We start from the raw sequence: 15,226 nt of genomic DNA, 5'->3' as shown, positions 1-15,226 counted from the left end.
AAATTCTCGGTCAGGGGTTTCGAAATGGCGATCGCATCCAGGAGACGAAGCACCATCGGCGCAGCCGTTCTCGCGCTGCTGCTCACCACGGCGGCCTGCGGCACCTCCGGGCCGGGCGAAACCGGATCGGAGGGTTCCTCGGGCGCCGACCTGCATTTGTGGACGTTGCAGAACGAAGGCATCAACGAGGTCCAGCAGGCGGCCATCGACCGGTTCAACGAAGAACACGACGCGTCGTTGGAGATGACGACGTACGTCAACGACCCGTACAAGTCCAAGTTGCAGACGTCGATCGGCTCGCCGAACGCGCCGGACATCTTCTACAACTGGGGCGGCGGCAACCTCGAGCAGTACGTCGACGCCGACCAGGTCGCCCCGCTCACCGAAGCGCTCGACGAGAACCCCGACGTGCGAGATGCCTTCCTGCCCAGCGTGCTGGACGTCGGAACCGTCGACGGCGAGGTTTACGGCGTGCCGATGCAGGGTGTGCAGCCGGTCTCGTTCTTCTACAACAAGGACGTCTTCGCCGAGGCCGGAATCGAGGAGTTCCCCGCCACGTGGACGGAGTTCATGGACGCCGTCGACAAGCTCAAAGCCATCGACGTCCAGCCGATCGCCCTGGCCGGGTCGCAAGGCTGGACGGAACTCATGTACCTGGAGTACTTCCTCGACCGTCTCGGCGGCCCGGAGAAGTTCCAGGCGATCGTCGCCGGTGAACCGGGCGCCTGGCAGGACGAAGCCGTGGTCGAGTCGATGCGGATGGTCCGCGAACTCGTGGACGCCGGGGCTTTCGGCACCAACTACGCGTCGGTGAACTACGACAACCAGGGCTCGCAAGCCCTGCTCACCAGCGGCCGCGCCGCCATGGAGCTGATGGGGTCGTGGGAGGTGACCGGGCTGAACGACAACTTCCCCGAATTCATCGAGGCCGGCACGCTCGGCTGGGCGGACTTCCCGGCGATCGAAGGCGGGGCGGGCAACCCGGACAGCATCGTCGGCAACCCCAGCAACTTCTACTCCGTGTCGTCGCAGTCCGACGATGTGGAGGCCGCCGTCGAGTTCCTCATGACGCAGATGACGTCCGACGAGTACGTGCAGGGCATGATGGAGGTCGGCCAGGTGCCGGCCATCGCCGGGCTGGAGGACCAGGTCGGTGAGGGCACGTTCGGCGACTTCAACACCTATGCGTACGAGATGGTCCGGGATGCGCCGTCGTTCACCCAGTCGTGGGACCAGGCGCTGCCGCCGGACCTTTCTCAGACCATGCTCACCAACATCCAGCAGGTCTTCAACGGGCAGATGACTCCGGAGGAGTTCGCCGACGCCATGGAGCAGGCGGCGCAATGACCCCAGCGCGGCACGGCTCCGTCGCCACGGCGGGGCGGCCGGGACTCGTCTGGGCCGCCCCGGTGCTGCTGTTCTTCGGCTTGTTCGCGCTGCTGCCGATGGGCGCCGTGGTGTATCTCAGCCTGACCGAGTACAGCGGCATCGGTACCCCGGCCTGGCTCGGTGGCGACCACTGGGCGAGGCTGCTCGACGACCCGATCTTCTTCGACTCGTTGTGGAAGTCAGCCGCGCTGACGGCGCTGTCCTGGCTGTTTCAGACCGCGATCGCGCTACCGCTGGGGGTCTTCATCGCCGCGCCCGGTCGCAGTCGTGCCCTCCTGGCAGCGATCTTCTTCATGCCCCTGTTGCTGTCCGGCGCGGCCATCGCCTTGTTGTGGACGACCCTGTTCGATCCGAACTTCGGCCTGGCGTCGGTGGTGGGACCATGGATCGGGGTCGAGGACGGCAACTTCATCGGCAGCCCGACGCTGGCGTTCTATTGCATTCTGCTCGTGGTGTCGTGGCAGTTCATGCCATTTCACACGCTGCTGTACCAGGCGGCCACCCGGCAGATCCCGCATACCCTCTACGAGGCCGCCACCATCGACGGTGCCGGGCGCTGGCGACAGTTCCGCTCGGTGACTCTGCCGCAGCTGCGGGACACGCTGATCACCTCCAGCGTCCTCATCGTCGTCGGGTCGCTGACCTACTTCGAGGTCATCTTGATCATCACCGGAGGCGGGCCCGGAACCGCTACCCGAATCCTGCCGCTGCACATGTACCTGGAAGGGTTCCGAAGTTTCGACATGGGTTATGCCAGTGCGCTGGCCGTCGTCCTGCTCGCGCTCGGCGCCGCGTTGTCCCTCCTGGTCACCAGGGTGACCGGCTATCACCGGATGGCCAGCCAGCGGGAGGGGCTATGAGACAGCGCCCCAACGTCATCGGGGGTGCCGGCGCGCTGATCTGGCTGGTCGTCGTCGGCGTCCCGCTGTACTTCGTCATCGCCACCAGCCTGCGCGAATCCAGCGACTACCTGCAGGCCGGGCCGCTGTCCATTCCCGCGGACATCAGCTTGGCCAACTACGCCGAGGTCCTGCAGTCGGACTTCGTCCGCTACTTCGTCAACAACGTCATCGTCACCGCGGCCTGCGTCGCCATCGTCCTCGCGTTGTCGCTGCCGGCGGCTTACGCCATCGTGCGCAGCCCGAACCGGTCCGTCGCCCGGGTGTTCTCCATCCTGCTCATCGGGCTCGCGGTGCCGTCCCAAGCGGTGATCGTGCCGGTGTACCTGCTGATCACGCAGCTGCGCCTGTACGACTCACTGCTCGCGGTGATCCTGCCGACCGCGGCGTTCTCGCTGCCGCTGTCCGTGGTGGTGCTGACGTCGGGGTTGCGCGACATTCCGCGCGAACTGTTCGAGGCCGCGCACCTCGACGGGGCGGGACCGTGGCAGGCGATGTGGTCGGTCGTGCTGCCGCTGTCGCGGGCTGGGCTGGCCACCGTCGGCATCTTCGCGGCCATGCAAGCCTGGAACGGCTTCCTGTTCCCGCTGGTCCTGACGCAGAGCGCGTCGGTACGCACCCTCACGTTGGGGTTGTGGGACCTGCAGGGCCAGTACGGGTTGAACGTCCCGCTGATCATGGCGACCGTGATGCTGTCGGTCCTGCCGCTGCTCGTGGTCTACCTGGTCGGGCGTCGGTGGCTCCTGGCTGGGCTCACCGCCGGCACCGGCAAGTAGGTTTCAGCGGCCGATGATGAGGCTCATCGCCTCGGACCGGGTGGCCGGGTCACGCAACTGCCCTCGCACAGCGCTGGTCAGCGTCTTGGCGCCGGGCTTGCGCACCCCACGCATCGTCATGCACAGGTGCTCGGCCTCGATGACGACGATGACGCCGCCTGCGTCGAGCAGGTCGCGCAGCGAGTCGGCGACCTGGGTGGTGAGCCGCTCCTGGACCTGCGGGCGCTTGGCGAACACGTCGACCAGCCGGGCGAGCTTGGACAAGCCCGCGATGCGGCCTCCAGGGCCGGGGATGTAGCCGATGTGGGCGTACCCGTAGAACGGGACGAGGTGGTGCTCGCACATCGACGCCAGCTCGATGTCCTTGACCAGCACCATCTCGTCATGCCCGAGCTCGAACGTGGTGGTCAGCGCCTCGGACGGCTCCTCATGCAGGCCCCGGAACATCTCTTCGTAAGCACGCGCCACCCGGGCCGGCGTGTCGGTCAACCCGTCCCGATCAGGGTCTTCGCCGACGGCGATCAGCAGCTCGCGGATGGCCGCCTCGGCCCGAGCGTGGTCGAACTTGCGGTTCGGAATGCTCAGGTCGAGCTCGCCCTCAAGCTCATCACTGCTCACCGCGAGGCTCCGGGTCGTTCACCGTGGCGTGGTCCTGGTCCGGCCCGACCACGATGCCCTGCTCGTGACCGGATTCCTTGCCGTTGGTGGAGACCTTCATCGGGATGGGCACCGGGCCCTCATCGGATGGCTTGCGGTTGGGCGAACCGGTCCACGGCGGGCGCGGATCACGGCGCCGGATCGGGGCGAAGATCTCGGCGATCTGTTCCTTGTTGAGCGTCTCGTGTTCGAGCAACTCCAGGACCAGGTTGTCGAGCACCTCACGGTTCTCGACCAGGATGTCGAACGCCTCCTGGTGTGCGGCCTCGATGAGCTTGCGGACCTCTTCGTCGACCTGACCGGCGATGTTCTCGGAGTAGTCGCGTTCGTGGCTCAGTTCGCGGCCGAGGAACGGCTCGGTCCGGTCGGAGCCGAACTTGATGGCGCCGAGCCGCTCGGTCATGCCGTACTGGGTGACCATGCGGCGAGCGAGCGTGGTGGCCTTGTCGATGTCGTTGGCGGCACCGGTGGTGGGGTCGTGGAAGACGAGCTCCTCGGCCGCACGTCCGCCCATCATGTACGACAACTGGTCGAGCATCTCGTTGCGCGTGGTGGAGTACTTGTCTTCGTCGGGCAGCACCATCGTGTAGCCCAGCGCGCCACCCCGCGGAAGGATCGTGACCTTGTGCACCGGGTCGGTGTGGTGCAAGGCAGCGGCCACCAGCGCGTGCCCGCCCTCGTGGTAGGCCGTGATGCGCTTCTCTTCGTCCTTCATCAACCGCGAGCTCTTCTGCGGGCCCGCCACCACGCGGTCGATCGCCTCGTCGAGCGCCTCGGGCGTGATCACTTTCTCGTTCTTGCGCGCGGTCAGCAGCGCGGCCTCATTCAGCACGTTGGCGAGGTCGGCGCCGGTGAACCCGGGGGTGCGCCGGGCCACGGCGCGCAGGTCGACGTCCTCGCTCATCGGTTTGCCCCGAGCGTGCACGCCGAGAATCTTCTCGCGGCCCTCGAGGTCAGGCGCCTCGACGGCGATCTGCCGGTCGAAGCGACCCGGGCGCAGCAGGGCGGGGTCGAGGATGTCGGGACGGTTCGTGGCCGCGATCAGGATGATGTTGGTCTTGACGTCGAAGCCATCCATCTCGACCAGGAGTTGGTTCAGGGTCTGCTCGCGCTCGTCGTGACCGCCGCCCATGCCCGCACCGCGATGCCGGCCGACCGCGTCGATCTCATCCACGAAAACGATGGCCGGTGCGTTCTCTTTGGCTTCCTTGAACAGGTCGCGCACGCGGGAGGCACCGACACCGACGAACATCTCGACGAAGTCCGAACCCGAGATGGAGTAGAACGGCACCCCGGCCTCGCCGGCCACGGCACGCGCCAGCAACGTCTTACCGGTTCCGGGAGGACCGTAGAGCAGCACACCTTTGGGGATCTTGGCCCCGACGGCCTGGAACTTCGCCGGCTCTTGCAGGAACTCCTTGATCTCGTGTAGTTCCTCGACCGGTTCGTTGGCACCGGCGACATCGGCGAACGTGGTCTTGGGCGCATCCTTGGACGCGAGTTTGGCCCGCGACTTGCCGAACTGCATGACCCGGCCGCCGCCACCTTGCATCTGGGTCATGAAGAAGAAGATCAGCGCACCGAGGATCAAGAACGGCAGCAGCGTGCCGAGAATGCCCCACAGCAGGCTGGGTTGAGGAACCTCGACGTCGTAGCCCTCGGGCAGGTTGCCGGCCTGGTACTGCTCTTGCAGTGCGTCCTTGAGTTGGATGCCCTGCCCTTCGACGTACTGCGAAGACATCCGCGTGTCGTCGTTGAGGGTGAGCTCGATCTCCTGCGTGTCGCCGCCGGTGATCTTGGCGGACTTGACGTTGCCGGACTCGATCTCGGCGACGACCTGGGCGGTGTCAACCTCCTCGACGCCGTTGGAGTCGTTGAGCACACTGCTCAACACGACGGCGGCGAGCACGAAGATGAGCAACCAGATCAGTGGTCGCGTGAATCGCTTGGCGTTCATGATGCGAGACCGTCGGCCTCGTTCCTCCTGCAGATCGGCTGGCAACCTCAGCTGACGACGCGGACTGATCCCACATCTCACCGAAGGCGTCGGATTCCAAACCCGACGATACCTTGCTGGAGACTCGCGATACCATTCGCACCTGCCCGCGACACTAGGAGAACGTCGCTGGTGAGCCCGCGTGTTCCCACAGCACCATGCATGATCGGTCACACGTGGCGGCGTCTGCCCAGTTTGATCAGGCGTACACGTGCGGTGCCAGCGTCGCGACCACGCGCAGGTTGCGGTACTTCTCGTTGAAGTCGAGCCCGTAGCCGACGACGAACGAGTTCGGAATGTCGAAGCCGACGTAGTTCACCTTGACCGATGTCTTCGCCGCCTCCGGCTTGCGCAGCAGGGTGCAGATCTCGACCGAGGCCGGGCCGCGCGAGCGCAGGTTGGACACCAGCCACGACAAGGTGAGGCCGGTGTCGATGATGTCCTCGACGACGAGCACGTGCCGATCGGTGATGTCGGTGTCGAGATCTTTGATGATGCGCACGACACCGCTCGAACGGGTGCCCGACCCGTAGGACGACACCGCCATCCAGTCCTGCTCGACGTGGCGCGACAGGTGCCGGGTCAGATCGGCCATGACCATGACCGCGCCCTTGAGCACCCCCAGCACGAGCAGGTCCTTGCCTTCGTAGTCCTTCTCGATGTCCGCGGCCATCTCCGCCAGCCGGCGTTGAATCTCTTCCTCGGACAACAAGATCGTTTCAAGGTCGCCGTCGACGTCTTGGGGATCCACGTACCGCAGCCTGCCATACGGCGGCCACGTCAGCGCGACGAGGCGAACCTCAGCACCCCGTCCCGTCGCACGGCCCGCAGGCCGCCGGGAACGTCGATGCCGGTCTGACCTCGCCAGCGCATCACCAGAGCATCGACGGCCAGGACGTTCGCCGCGGTGAGATCGGTGGGCGGGCTGCCCGCGGCGATGGCCGCCTGCCGCAGCACCCGCAACCGAACGGCATCGGCCAACCGGGCCAGCCGGGTGACGTCGTAGCCCTGGTCGCGATCAGGCCCGTCGTCGGCCTGCGACGGCCACGACGCCTCGACCACCGAATCGCGCAGCGCCGCCGCAGCTTGGGCCTCGAGCGCGTCGGTGTCGGCCCGCAGCAGATCCGCCGTGCGAGCCAGCGCCTCGGCCACACCCGGACCGAGCTCGGCCTCCAGCACGGGCAGGACCCGGTGGCGGACCCGGGACCGGGCGAAGGCCGGGTCGGCGTTGTGCGGGTCGTCCCACGTGGCCAGCCCCTCGGGCACCGCGGCGCGCACCCGCACCCGACGCAGCCCGAGCAGCGGACGCCGGAAGATGCCGGATCGGCGCGGCATGCCGGCCAGCGACCGCGCGCCCGAACCCCTCGCCAGCCCCAGCAGCACCGTCTCGGCCTGGTCGTCGAGGGTGTGCCCGAGCAGGACGGCGTGGGCGGCCAACCGGCCGGCCGCAGCGGTCAGCGCACGGTAGCGCGCGGCTCGCGCGTTGCCTTCCGGGCCGGCGGCACCATCGCGCCCGTCGACGTGTACGGCTTCGACGCGATCGAATCCCAAGCCCGCCATCGTCGCCGCCACCCCGCGCGCCCGGAGCGCCGAACCTTCCTGCAGCCCGTGATCGACGGTGATCCCCGCGACCCGCAATCCCAGCCGCGGGCCGACCCACGCCAGCGCCGCGGCCAGGGCCAAGGAGTCGGCGCCGCCGGAGCAGGCCACCACGACGGTGGCCCCACCCGGGGCGTCGCGCAGCTCGTCGCGGACCGCACGCCGGACGTCCAGGTGCGCTGGCGGCATCGTCAGCTCGTGGTGGTCACCGGCGACGCGCCGTTCATGCGCCGGACCCACGCGATCGGGTCGGCGATCTCGTCCTTCGTGGGCAAGGCGTCGGCGGATTCCCACACGCGGTTGAAGCCGTGCATGCCGACGCGCTCGACCACCTTGTTCACGAAGGCCGCGCCATCACGGTACTGACGCATCTTCGCGTCCAGGCCGAGCAGCCGCCGCACGGCTCGATCGAGGCCCTGCGGGGACCGGCGGCGTCGCTGGAAGCGTCGCCGGATCGTGTTGACCGTCGGGATGACGTCGGGGCCAACGCCGTCCATGACGACATCGGCGTGCCCTTCGAGCAGCGACATCAACGCGGTCACGCGGTCGACCACGACCTTCTGGGCCGGCGTTTGGACGAGGTCGAGCAGGGACGCGCCGTCATCGCCGGACCGGGCGGCTTCAGTGAGACCGCGCACCGCCTCGCGCAACCGGGTGGCGAAGGCCGCCGGGTCGACGTCGGTCGCCGCCACGAACGCCTCGATCTCGCCGGCCAGGTGATCGCGCAGCCACGGCACAGCGGTGAACTGGACCCGGTGCGTCTCTTCGTGCAGCGCCACCCACAGGCGGAAGTCGCGCGGCACCACGTCGAGCTCTCGCTCGAGGTGCACGATGTTCGGCACGACGAGCAACAATCGGCCATGCGTCCGGGACGGATCGGTGCCGGCCGGTCCGGACCAGAACGGGTCGAACTGCCCGAGCACCTTGCTGGACAGGAACGCCAGCAGGGCTCCGGTCTGCAGGCCGGTGAGCTTGGCGCCGGCCCGGCGCGCCGCGGACATCTCACCTTCGCCCCGGAGCTTGCGCTCCAGCGGAGCGATCATCGTCTGCATGCTCTGGGCGTTGGCCCGGGCCCAGTTGCCGCGGTCGACCACGACGACTGGAGCGGCCGCGCCCGTACCGTCGAGCGCGGTGAACCGGTGCACATGGGCCTCGGCCTCGGCGGCGAGATCGCGGAGCTCGGCGACGGCGGCGCGCGCCTCGGCGGCGCCGACAGCCGGGCCGGACCCGGCCAACCGCTGCGCCGTCGAGACTGCGAGATCCCAGTCCACCATCGTGGGCGCAGCGTCGCTGGTCGTCATGGTTCAACGCTACGTCACGACGGGGCCTGGCCCGCGCCGCAGGTGCATCCGGCCAGTGCTGCGGCCACGTCGTCGAGCGCCGCCCGGGCCTCGAACGTGTTCGTGATGTCGTCGGCCAGCACCGCGAAGGCGAACCGGACGCCGTCGGCGGACGTCACGACACCAGCCAGTGAGCTCACTCCGGTCAGGGTGCCGGTCTTGGCGCGGACGTTGCCCGCCCCGGGGCTCTGTTCGATCCGGTCGGCGAGCGTGCCGGTGAATCCGGCGACCGGCAGTCCGGTGACGGCCGCACGCAGCTGCGGGTGCTCGCTGTCGGCGGCGAGCGCCACCGCGGCCGCGATGGTCGAGGCTGGCACCGCGTTGCCTCGAGCGAGTCCGCTGCCGTCGAGCATGGTGACCGACGACATGTCGATGCCGAGCTCGTCCAGTGTGCGCACGACCGCGGTACTCGCTTCCGCCGCTGTGCCCTCGAGGCCGGCCCCGAGCGCGACATGGCGAGCCAGCACTTCGGCGACATCGTTGTCACTGGTGATCAGCAGATCTTCGACGACGGCGGCGACCGGGCCGGAATGCACCGAGGCGATCTCGGTCGCATCGTCGGCGACCGCGTCCGGCTGCACCTGCGCGGCGACGTCGATGCCACGCTCGCGCAACAGCTCGGCGAACTGGTCTGCCGCTGCGGCCGACGGGTCCTGCGGACGGTCCTCGGCCACGTCCACAGCCAGCGCCGTGACCGGCGAGACGACGCCCGACGACACGTACGTGGGACGCCAGTCCGGGTCGACGGCCGGCCCGCTGAACAGTGAATCGTCATAGGTCAACGTGACCGACGTGACACCGGCCTCGTCGAGGGCCCGGGCCGTGCGTTCGGCCAGCGCCGTCAAGGAGGTCCCGTCGCCGTCCTCGGTGGTGAGGGTGGGATCACCGCCGCCGACCAAGGTGATCATGGCCGCCGGCGGCTCGAGACCCGCTCCAGCTATGACGACCTTGGTGGTGAACACGTGCTCGGGCCCCAGGACGTCCAAGGCGGCGACGGCGGTCAGGATCTTGAGTGTGCTCGCCGGTGTCTGGGCGCGGGCGGCCTCGGATTGGTACACCGGCGTGTCCGAGGCGAGGTCGATGACGCTCACGCCGACCCGACCGCCGAGCCCGTCGGCGGCGAGGGGTCCGGCCAGCGCTGCGGCCACCGCGTCGGACGAGCCGGCTGCGTCGTCCGTCGGTTCCACATCGCCTGCGGCCGGCAGCACCTCGGCCGCGGACTCCCACGCGGCCGCAGGCGGCGGGCTCGGCGTGATGAGCGCCGGACCGGACGTGTCGGTGCTGCTCCACGGCAGGCCGTAGGTGGCGGCGAAGGCGACGACGGCACCGGCGGCCACGAGCAGCGCAAGGCCGATGACGACGACGGCGCCACGCCACGACATCCGCGCATCTCCCCTTGCTCGCTGGTCCTCGCTGTTCAGCGTGTGCCACGGTACGGGAGACTGGTTCTGATCGGCACAGCTGGGCGAGTAGGGAGAAGGCACGTTCGTGGAGTTCGACGTCACCATCGAGATCCCGGCGGGCAGCCGGAACAAGTACGAGATGGACCACGTGACCGGGCGGATCAGACTCGACCGGCGACTGTTCACCTCCACCCGTTATCCACACGATTACGGCTTCATCGATGACACCCTCGGCTTGGACGGCGACCCGCTCGACGCCCTGGTGTTGATCGAGGAGCCGTCGTTCCCGGGCTGTCTGATCGCCTGCCGGGCCATCGGCATGTTCCGGATGACCGACGAGGCCGGCGGCGACGACAAGGTCCTGTGCGTGCCGTCCGGCGATCCCCGCAAGGACACGTTCCAGGACATCGACGACGTCCCGGAGTTCGACCGGCTGGAGATTCAGCACTTCTTCGAGGTCTACAAGGACCTGGAGCCCGGTAAATCGGTCGAAGGCGCGACGTGGGTGGATCGAAAGGCCGCCGAGGAGGAGATCGAGGCGTCACGGCGCCGCCACAGGGAATCCAGTCACCCGTGACCGACGGCATCGTCGTCGGGCCGATGCTGCGGCACGTCGGCCCTACGTCGGCGGCGATCTGGGTGGAGACCGACCGGCCCTGCGTCGTGGGTGCACTCGACGCGACCGCAGCGACGTTCGCCGTGCACGGGCACCACTACGCTCTGCTCGAGATCGACGGCCTCGAGCCGGCCACGACCACCGAGTACCACCTGACCATCGACGGCGAGACCGTCTGGCCCGACCCGGACTCGTCCTTCCCGCCGCCGCGCATCCGGACCCGCCCCGACGACACGGCCGACGAGCCGGTCCGGATGGTGTTCGGCTCGTGCCGGATGAGCGTCCCGCACGACGCCCGGCATCGCCGCATCTACGGCGTGGACGCGCTGCGCACCTACGCCCACCAGGTGGCGCACGGCCGCGCGGACTGGCCCGACGCCCTGTTGCTGCTGGGCGACCAGGTCTATGCGGACGAGACCGCGCCGCAGATGCAGCAGTTCATCGCCGCCCGGCGGGACACGTCGCAACCACCCGGTACCGAGGTCGCCGACTTCGAGGAATACGCCCACCTGTACCGGCTGGCCTGGAGTGACCCGGCCGTGCGCTGGCTGCTGTCGACCGTGCCGTCGGCGATGATCTTCGACGACCACGACATCCGCGACGACTGGAACACCTCGCGTGCCTGGCGCGAGCAGATGGCCGACGAACCATGGTGGCCCGACCGCATCACCGGCGGCCTCGCCGCGTACTGGCTCTATCAGCACCTGGGCAATCTGTCGCCGGACGAGCGCGCCGACGATCCGGTCCTGGCCGCGGTCCGCGAGAGCGACGACGGCGGCAAGGTCCTCCACGAGTTCGCGCGCACGGCCGATCGCGATCCGTCCTCGTACCGCTGGAGCTTCGCCCGCGACATCGGGCCGGTCCGGCTGATCATGATCGATTCGCGCTGCGGCCGGATGCTCGAGCCCGGCCGGCGCACCATCGTCGACGACGCCGAGTGGGCCTGGATCGACGCACACATCCGCTCTGCCAGCCACGCTGACCATGTACTCATCGGCACCTCCTTGCCGTACCTGCTACCGCCCGGCCTGCACTCCGTCGAAGCCTGGAACGAGTCGGTCGCCGACGGCGCCTGGGGTGAGCGCTGGGTGAAACCCGCAGAGACCATGCGCCAAGTGGTCGATCTGGAGCACTGGGCCGCATTCGGGCACTCGTTCCGGGCGATGGAGCGCCTGATCACCGACGTCGCGACGGCGCCGGGCGGCCACCGCCCCCAGACCATCACCTTCCTGTCCGGCGACGTGCACTACTCGTATGCGGCGCGCATGTCCTACCCGGGCGAGTCCGACACCACGAGCCGCGTGCACCAACTGGTCTGCTCACCGCTGCGCAACCCGTTGAACAGAGCCGTTCGCTATCTCAACGGCGCGGCCGCCTTCGCCGTCGCGCGAGCGGTCGGGGCTCCGCTGGCGAAACGGGCCGGTGTGCCGGCTTCGACCGTCAGCTGGCGGGTCGACACCGGGCCTCGCTTCGACAACGCGATCGCCACCTTGGACCTGACGAGCCGATCGGCGCGGGTGCACTGGGACACCGGAGTGGTGGCCGACGACGGCGAAACGTCGATGAAACGGATCCTGGAGACCGACCTCTGAGATCCCTCGCGACGTCCTCGGCCGTCACGGTGCGGGCACCGGGACGCGTAGAGCGTGGCGAAGCACCGTCCACGATCGGCCCGCCTCGAGGTTCGATACTTCGCCGTCGGCGTTGACCGGCACCGGCTCGCCGTCGACCCGCACCTCGTGCCCGCGGCGGACGATGACGTCCGGGCGTCGCGGATGGCGCCCGCGCGCAAGAGTAACCACGAAGCCGAGGCGGGCGCGCCACGACGTCGAGAACGACACCACGACGTCCACCTGCCCGTCGTCCGGGGCCGCGGCCGGCGCGACCGGGGCACCGCCGCCGATCGTCATGCCGTTGCCGAGCGCGACCATGAGTACGCGGCGCCGCCCGTCGGTCACCACGTCGCCGTCCACCACCACCCGCAGCCGCCAGCCGCGCGCGGCTGTTCCGGCCAGCAGGCTGCCGACCGGGTAGGCCAGCCGCCGCAACCAGGGCTTGAGCGGCGCCGCCCGTCGTGCGGCTTCTGCTCCCACCCCGAGGTGCAGCGCGTTCACGACCACGCCTCCCGCGTCGTCGACCACGATGTCGAGGTCTCGCTCACGCCCTCGCAGGATCACCTCGGCGGCCGCCACGGGGTCCAGTGGCAGTTCCAGCGTGCGGGCCAGGTCGTTGCCGGTTCCGGCCGGCACGATGCCCAGCTCGTGCGGGCGCTCGCCCAGGCGGTCGAGGTCGCGCAAGGCTGCCACGAGCGCATGGATGGAACCATCGCCGCCGACGATCACCGGCGTCCGGTCGGACTCGAGCTCAAGCAACCCGGCGAGCTCGCTCGGCTCGCCGACCTCGACCACGCGCACGTCGGCGCCCGTGCGCAGGACGTCGGCCGCGGCCTCGCCGGCGTCCTGCAGACTCGGTCCGGCGCGTGCGTTCACCAGGACGAGCAGTTGCTTCACGAGCCCTCCGCGGCCGGTGTCGGACGACCGGCACGGCCAGGATCGGCGTAGCCGGTCAGACCCGTCCGTAGAAGGCCGGGTCGACCCAGTAGAACACGCTTTGCACCTCCACGGCCTTGCCCGGGCGCGGCGCGTGGATCATCTTCCCGCCGCCGATGTACAGCCCGACGTGATAGACGCCCGACGCGGCGCCGTTGTCCGACCAGAAGATCAGGTCGCCGGGGGCCAGCTCGGCGTACGACACCCGGGTCGTCTGCCGGGCCTGGGCCACGCTCCAGTGTGGAAGGCTCTTCCCGCCCGCCTGCCAGGCGCGCATGGTGAGCCCGGAGCAGTCGAAGGTGTCCGGCCCGTCGGCTCCCCATTCGTAGCCCTTACCGAGCTGGGCGTAAGCGAAGTCGATCGCCGCGTCGGCCCCGGTCGACGGCGGATCCGGCGGATCCGGCGGGTCCGGCGGGTCGGGCGGATCCGGGGTCGTCGACGGCGTCGGACTGGGCGGCGTCGACGGCGTCGGGCTGGCGCTGGTCTCCGGAGTCACCGGAGCGTCCGGTGTGCTCGACGGCGTCGGCGTCGGCGTCGGCGGTGACTCCTCGCGCTCACGCTCGCGGCGCTCGGCCTCGCGGCGCTCACGCTCGGCCGCCTCGCGCTCGGCGAGGCCTTGGCGGCGCTGCTGCTCGAGTTCCACCGTGGTGCCCTTGGCCGCGGCCAGCGCGGCCAGGGCGGCGTCCCGCTCGGTCTCGACGGCGGCCAGCGTCTGCTCGTGTTCGGCCACGGCGGCCTCGGCCGCAGCCCGGGCGGCTCGAGCGGTCTCGGCCGCCTCCTCGCGATCAGCCAACGCCTGCTGGGCTTTCGCTGCGGCTTGCTCGGCCTGCTCGGTCGCTTCAGCCGCTTGCCGGTAGACGCCGGCATGTGAGGCGGTCACCGCGCGCAGCGCTCCGACGCGATCGAACAGCGCTTCGCCGTCCTCGGCGCCGAGCAGCATGCTGACGGCCGAGAGCTCGCCGCCGCGGCTGTAGGACGCCGCCGCCAGCCGGCCCAGCTCGATCCGGGCCTGTTCGGCTTGGGCCGCCTTCTGCTGTGCCATCTCGCGGGCGCGTTCTTCGGCCTGTTCGGCTTCGGCCAGCCGGATGCGTGCGCCGTTGAACGCCTCGACGGCGCTGGCCACGCGGACGTAGAGCTCGTCGGCTCGGGCCGTCAGGTCGGACAGCCGAGCTTCCAGAACCGCGACGGCGCCCCCGGCGGCGTGCTCGGCTTCGCGAGCCTCGTCGATCTCCTGCTCGGAGGGGATCTCCGGGGTGGCCGAAGCAGGAGCGGCCGCCAGACCAGACCCGATCACGCCGGCCAGCACGACACCGACCATCGTTCTGCGCAACGTGGCCACCTCCCCGCACCACACGTCACAGCAGAGAAGGCTAGCCACGATCGTCACTCGAGGGAACAGAAATCACAAAATTCTCATCATTAACCGGCGTGTCGACTTGACGAATTACATCGGTGTCGTTTCGAAGCGAGCAGGTATGACGCGACGTCAGGCTGTGCTCTCGCCGATGTCGTCCCGCGGTGGCTGCGTCCGGCGCAGCAAGGGGGACAGGACGATGACGCTCTTGGTGCGGGCCACGAACGGCTCAGCCGAGATCTCGGAGAGCACGCGCTCGAAGTGCTGCATGCTACCGGCGAACACGTGCAGCAGGGCATCGGCGTCCCCGGTCACGGTGAAGGCCTCCACGACTTCGGGGTAGGTCTGCGTGCGCCGCAGGATCTCTTCGCCCGACGTCCGGCGGTTGCAGAACAACTCGACGTAGGCCTCGGTACTCCACCCGATGGCCGCCGGGTCCACGCGCACCGTGAACCCGGTGATGACACCGCGTGCCCGCAGCCGGTCCACCCGGCGCTTGACGGCCGGCGCCGACAGATTGACCTTCGCGCCGATCGAGCCGAAACTGGCGCGACCGTCGGCCATCAGTGCCCGGATGATCTGTTCGTCCAGCGGATCGAGTGTCACCTGTCGATCGTGATCCGCCGGGCGCCGTGCCGCAAGACCGGC

Annotated in this window: 14 protein-coding genes; 5 read left to right on the top strand and 9 right to left on the bottom strand. The window is 69.2% G+C overall.

Going from position 1 to position 15,226, the window contains the following annotated elements:
* The first annotated feature begins 24 nt into the window (after positions 1–24).
* The 3 genes from M6444_RS18380 to M6444_RS18370 are packed head-to-tail and all read left to right on the top strand — an operon-like array spanning position 25 to position 3,064.
* Positions 25–1,347: an extracellular solute-binding protein gene (locus M6444_RS18380; protein ID WP_298330806.1), complete on the top strand. Its 1,323-nt coding sequence runs from the start codon at positions 25–27 to the stop codon at positions 1,345–1,347.
* Positions 1,344–2,249, top strand: coding sequence for a sugar ABC transporter permease (locus M6444_RS18375; RefSeq protein WP_298330803.1), 906 nt, complete (start codon positions 1,344–1,346; stop codon positions 2,247–2,249). Before M6444_RS18380 ends, M6444_RS18375 begins: the two co-directional genes overlap by 4 nt.
* On the top strand, positions 2,246–3,064 hold the full coding sequence (locus tag M6444_RS18370; RefSeq protein ID WP_298330800.1) for a carbohydrate ABC transporter permease: 819 nt from the start codon (positions 2,246–2,248) through the stop codon (positions 3,062–3,064). The genes M6444_RS18375 and M6444_RS18370 overlap by 4 nt, the downstream gene beginning before the upstream one ends.
* Positions 3,065–3,067: 3 nt before the next feature.
* On the opposite strand, the gene folE is transcribed toward M6444_RS18370, so the two are convergent.
* The 6 genes from folE to dacB all read right to left on the bottom strand — a co-directional run bounded on the left by folE (position 3,068) and on the right by dacB (position 10,038).
* A complete protein-coding gene (gene folE / locus M6444_RS18365) occupies positions 3,068–3,649 on the bottom strand; it encodes a GTP cyclohydrolase I FolE (protein ID WP_363326424.1) in 582 nt (193 codons plus the stop codon).
* A gap of 22 nt (positions 3,650–3,671) precedes the next feature.
* Positions 3,672–5,678, bottom strand: coding sequence for an ATP-dependent zinc metalloprotease FtsH (ftsH, locus tag M6444_RS18360; protein ID WP_298330795.1), 2,007 nt, complete (start codon positions 5,676–5,678; stop codon positions 3,672–3,674).
* Positions 5,679–5,916: 238 nt separating this feature from the next.
* Positions 5,917–6,468, bottom strand: coding sequence for a hypoxanthine phosphoribosyltransferase (hpt, locus tag M6444_RS18355; RefSeq protein WP_298330792.1), 552 nt, complete (start codon positions 6,466–6,468; stop codon positions 5,917–5,919).
* Between the two features lie 29 nt (positions 6,469–6,497).
* Positions 6,498–7,505, bottom strand: a complete 1,008-nt coding sequence (gene tilS / locus M6444_RS18350; RefSeq protein ID WP_298330790.1) for a tRNA lysidine(34) synthetase TilS — start codon at positions 7,503–7,505, stop codon at positions 6,498–6,500.
* A gap of 2 nt (positions 7,506–7,507) precedes the next feature.
* Positions 7,508–8,617, bottom strand: coding sequence for a zinc-dependent metalloprotease (locus tag M6444_RS18345; RefSeq protein WP_298330787.1), 1,110 nt, complete (start codon positions 8,615–8,617; stop codon positions 7,508–7,510).
* Between the two features lie 14 nt (positions 8,618–8,631).
* Positions 8,632–10,038, bottom strand: coding sequence for a D-alanyl-D-alanine carboxypeptidase/D-alanyl-D-alanine-endopeptidase (gene dacB / locus M6444_RS18340; RefSeq protein WP_298330783.1), 1,407 nt, complete (start codon positions 10,036–10,038; stop codon positions 8,632–8,634).
* Between the two features lie 106 nt (positions 10,039–10,144).
* On the opposite strand from dacB, the gene M6444_RS18335 reads away from it, so the two are divergent.
* Together M6444_RS18335 and M6444_RS18330 are read left to right on the top strand one after the other, a co-directional pair.
* The gene (locus tag M6444_RS18335; RefSeq protein ID WP_298330780.1) at positions 10,145–10,636 is read left to right on the top strand and encodes an inorganic diphosphatase; all 492 of its coding nucleotides are present in this window, start codon (positions 10,145–10,147) and stop codon (positions 10,634–10,636) included.
* Entirely contained in the window at positions 10,633–12,267 is a 1,635-nt protein-coding gene (locus M6444_RS18330; protein ID WP_298330778.1) for an alkaline phosphatase D family protein, read from the top strand. The genes M6444_RS18335 and M6444_RS18330 overlap by 4 nt, the downstream gene beginning before the upstream one ends.
* A 24-nt stretch (positions 12,268–12,291) precedes the next feature.
* Here the strand turns inward: M6444_RS18330 and M6444_RS18325 are convergent, their stop codons facing one another.
* The 3 genes from M6444_RS18325 to M6444_RS18315 all read right to left on the bottom strand — a co-directional run bounded on the left by M6444_RS18325 (position 12,292) and on the right by M6444_RS18315 (position 15,184).
* Entirely contained in the window at positions 12,292–13,185 is an 894-nt protein-coding gene (locus tag M6444_RS18325) for a diacylglycerol kinase family protein (protein ID WP_298330776.1), read from the bottom strand.
* Positions 13,186–13,240: 55 nt separating this feature from the next.
* The gene (locus M6444_RS18320) at positions 13,241–14,554 is read right to left on the bottom strand and encodes an NlpC/P60 family protein (RefSeq protein ID WP_298330773.1); all 1,314 of its coding nucleotides are present in this window, start codon (positions 14,552–14,554) and stop codon (positions 13,241–13,243) included.
* Positions 14,555–14,710: 156 nt separating this feature from the next.
* On the bottom strand, positions 14,711–15,184 hold the full coding sequence (locus M6444_RS18315) for an Lrp/AsnC family transcriptional regulator (RefSeq protein WP_298330771.1): 474 nt from the start codon (positions 15,182–15,184) through the stop codon (positions 14,711–14,713).
* Positions 15,185–15,226 lie beyond the last annotated feature (42 nt).

This window comes from Haloactinopolyspora sp., assembly GCF_027324685.1.
Taxonomy (GTDB): domain Bacteria; phylum Actinomycetota; class Actinomycetes; order Jiangellales; family Jiangellaceae; genus Haloactinopolyspora.
The sequence above is the reverse complement of the archived record's forward strand: the minus strand, read 5'-3'. Positions and strand labels throughout refer to the sequence as shown.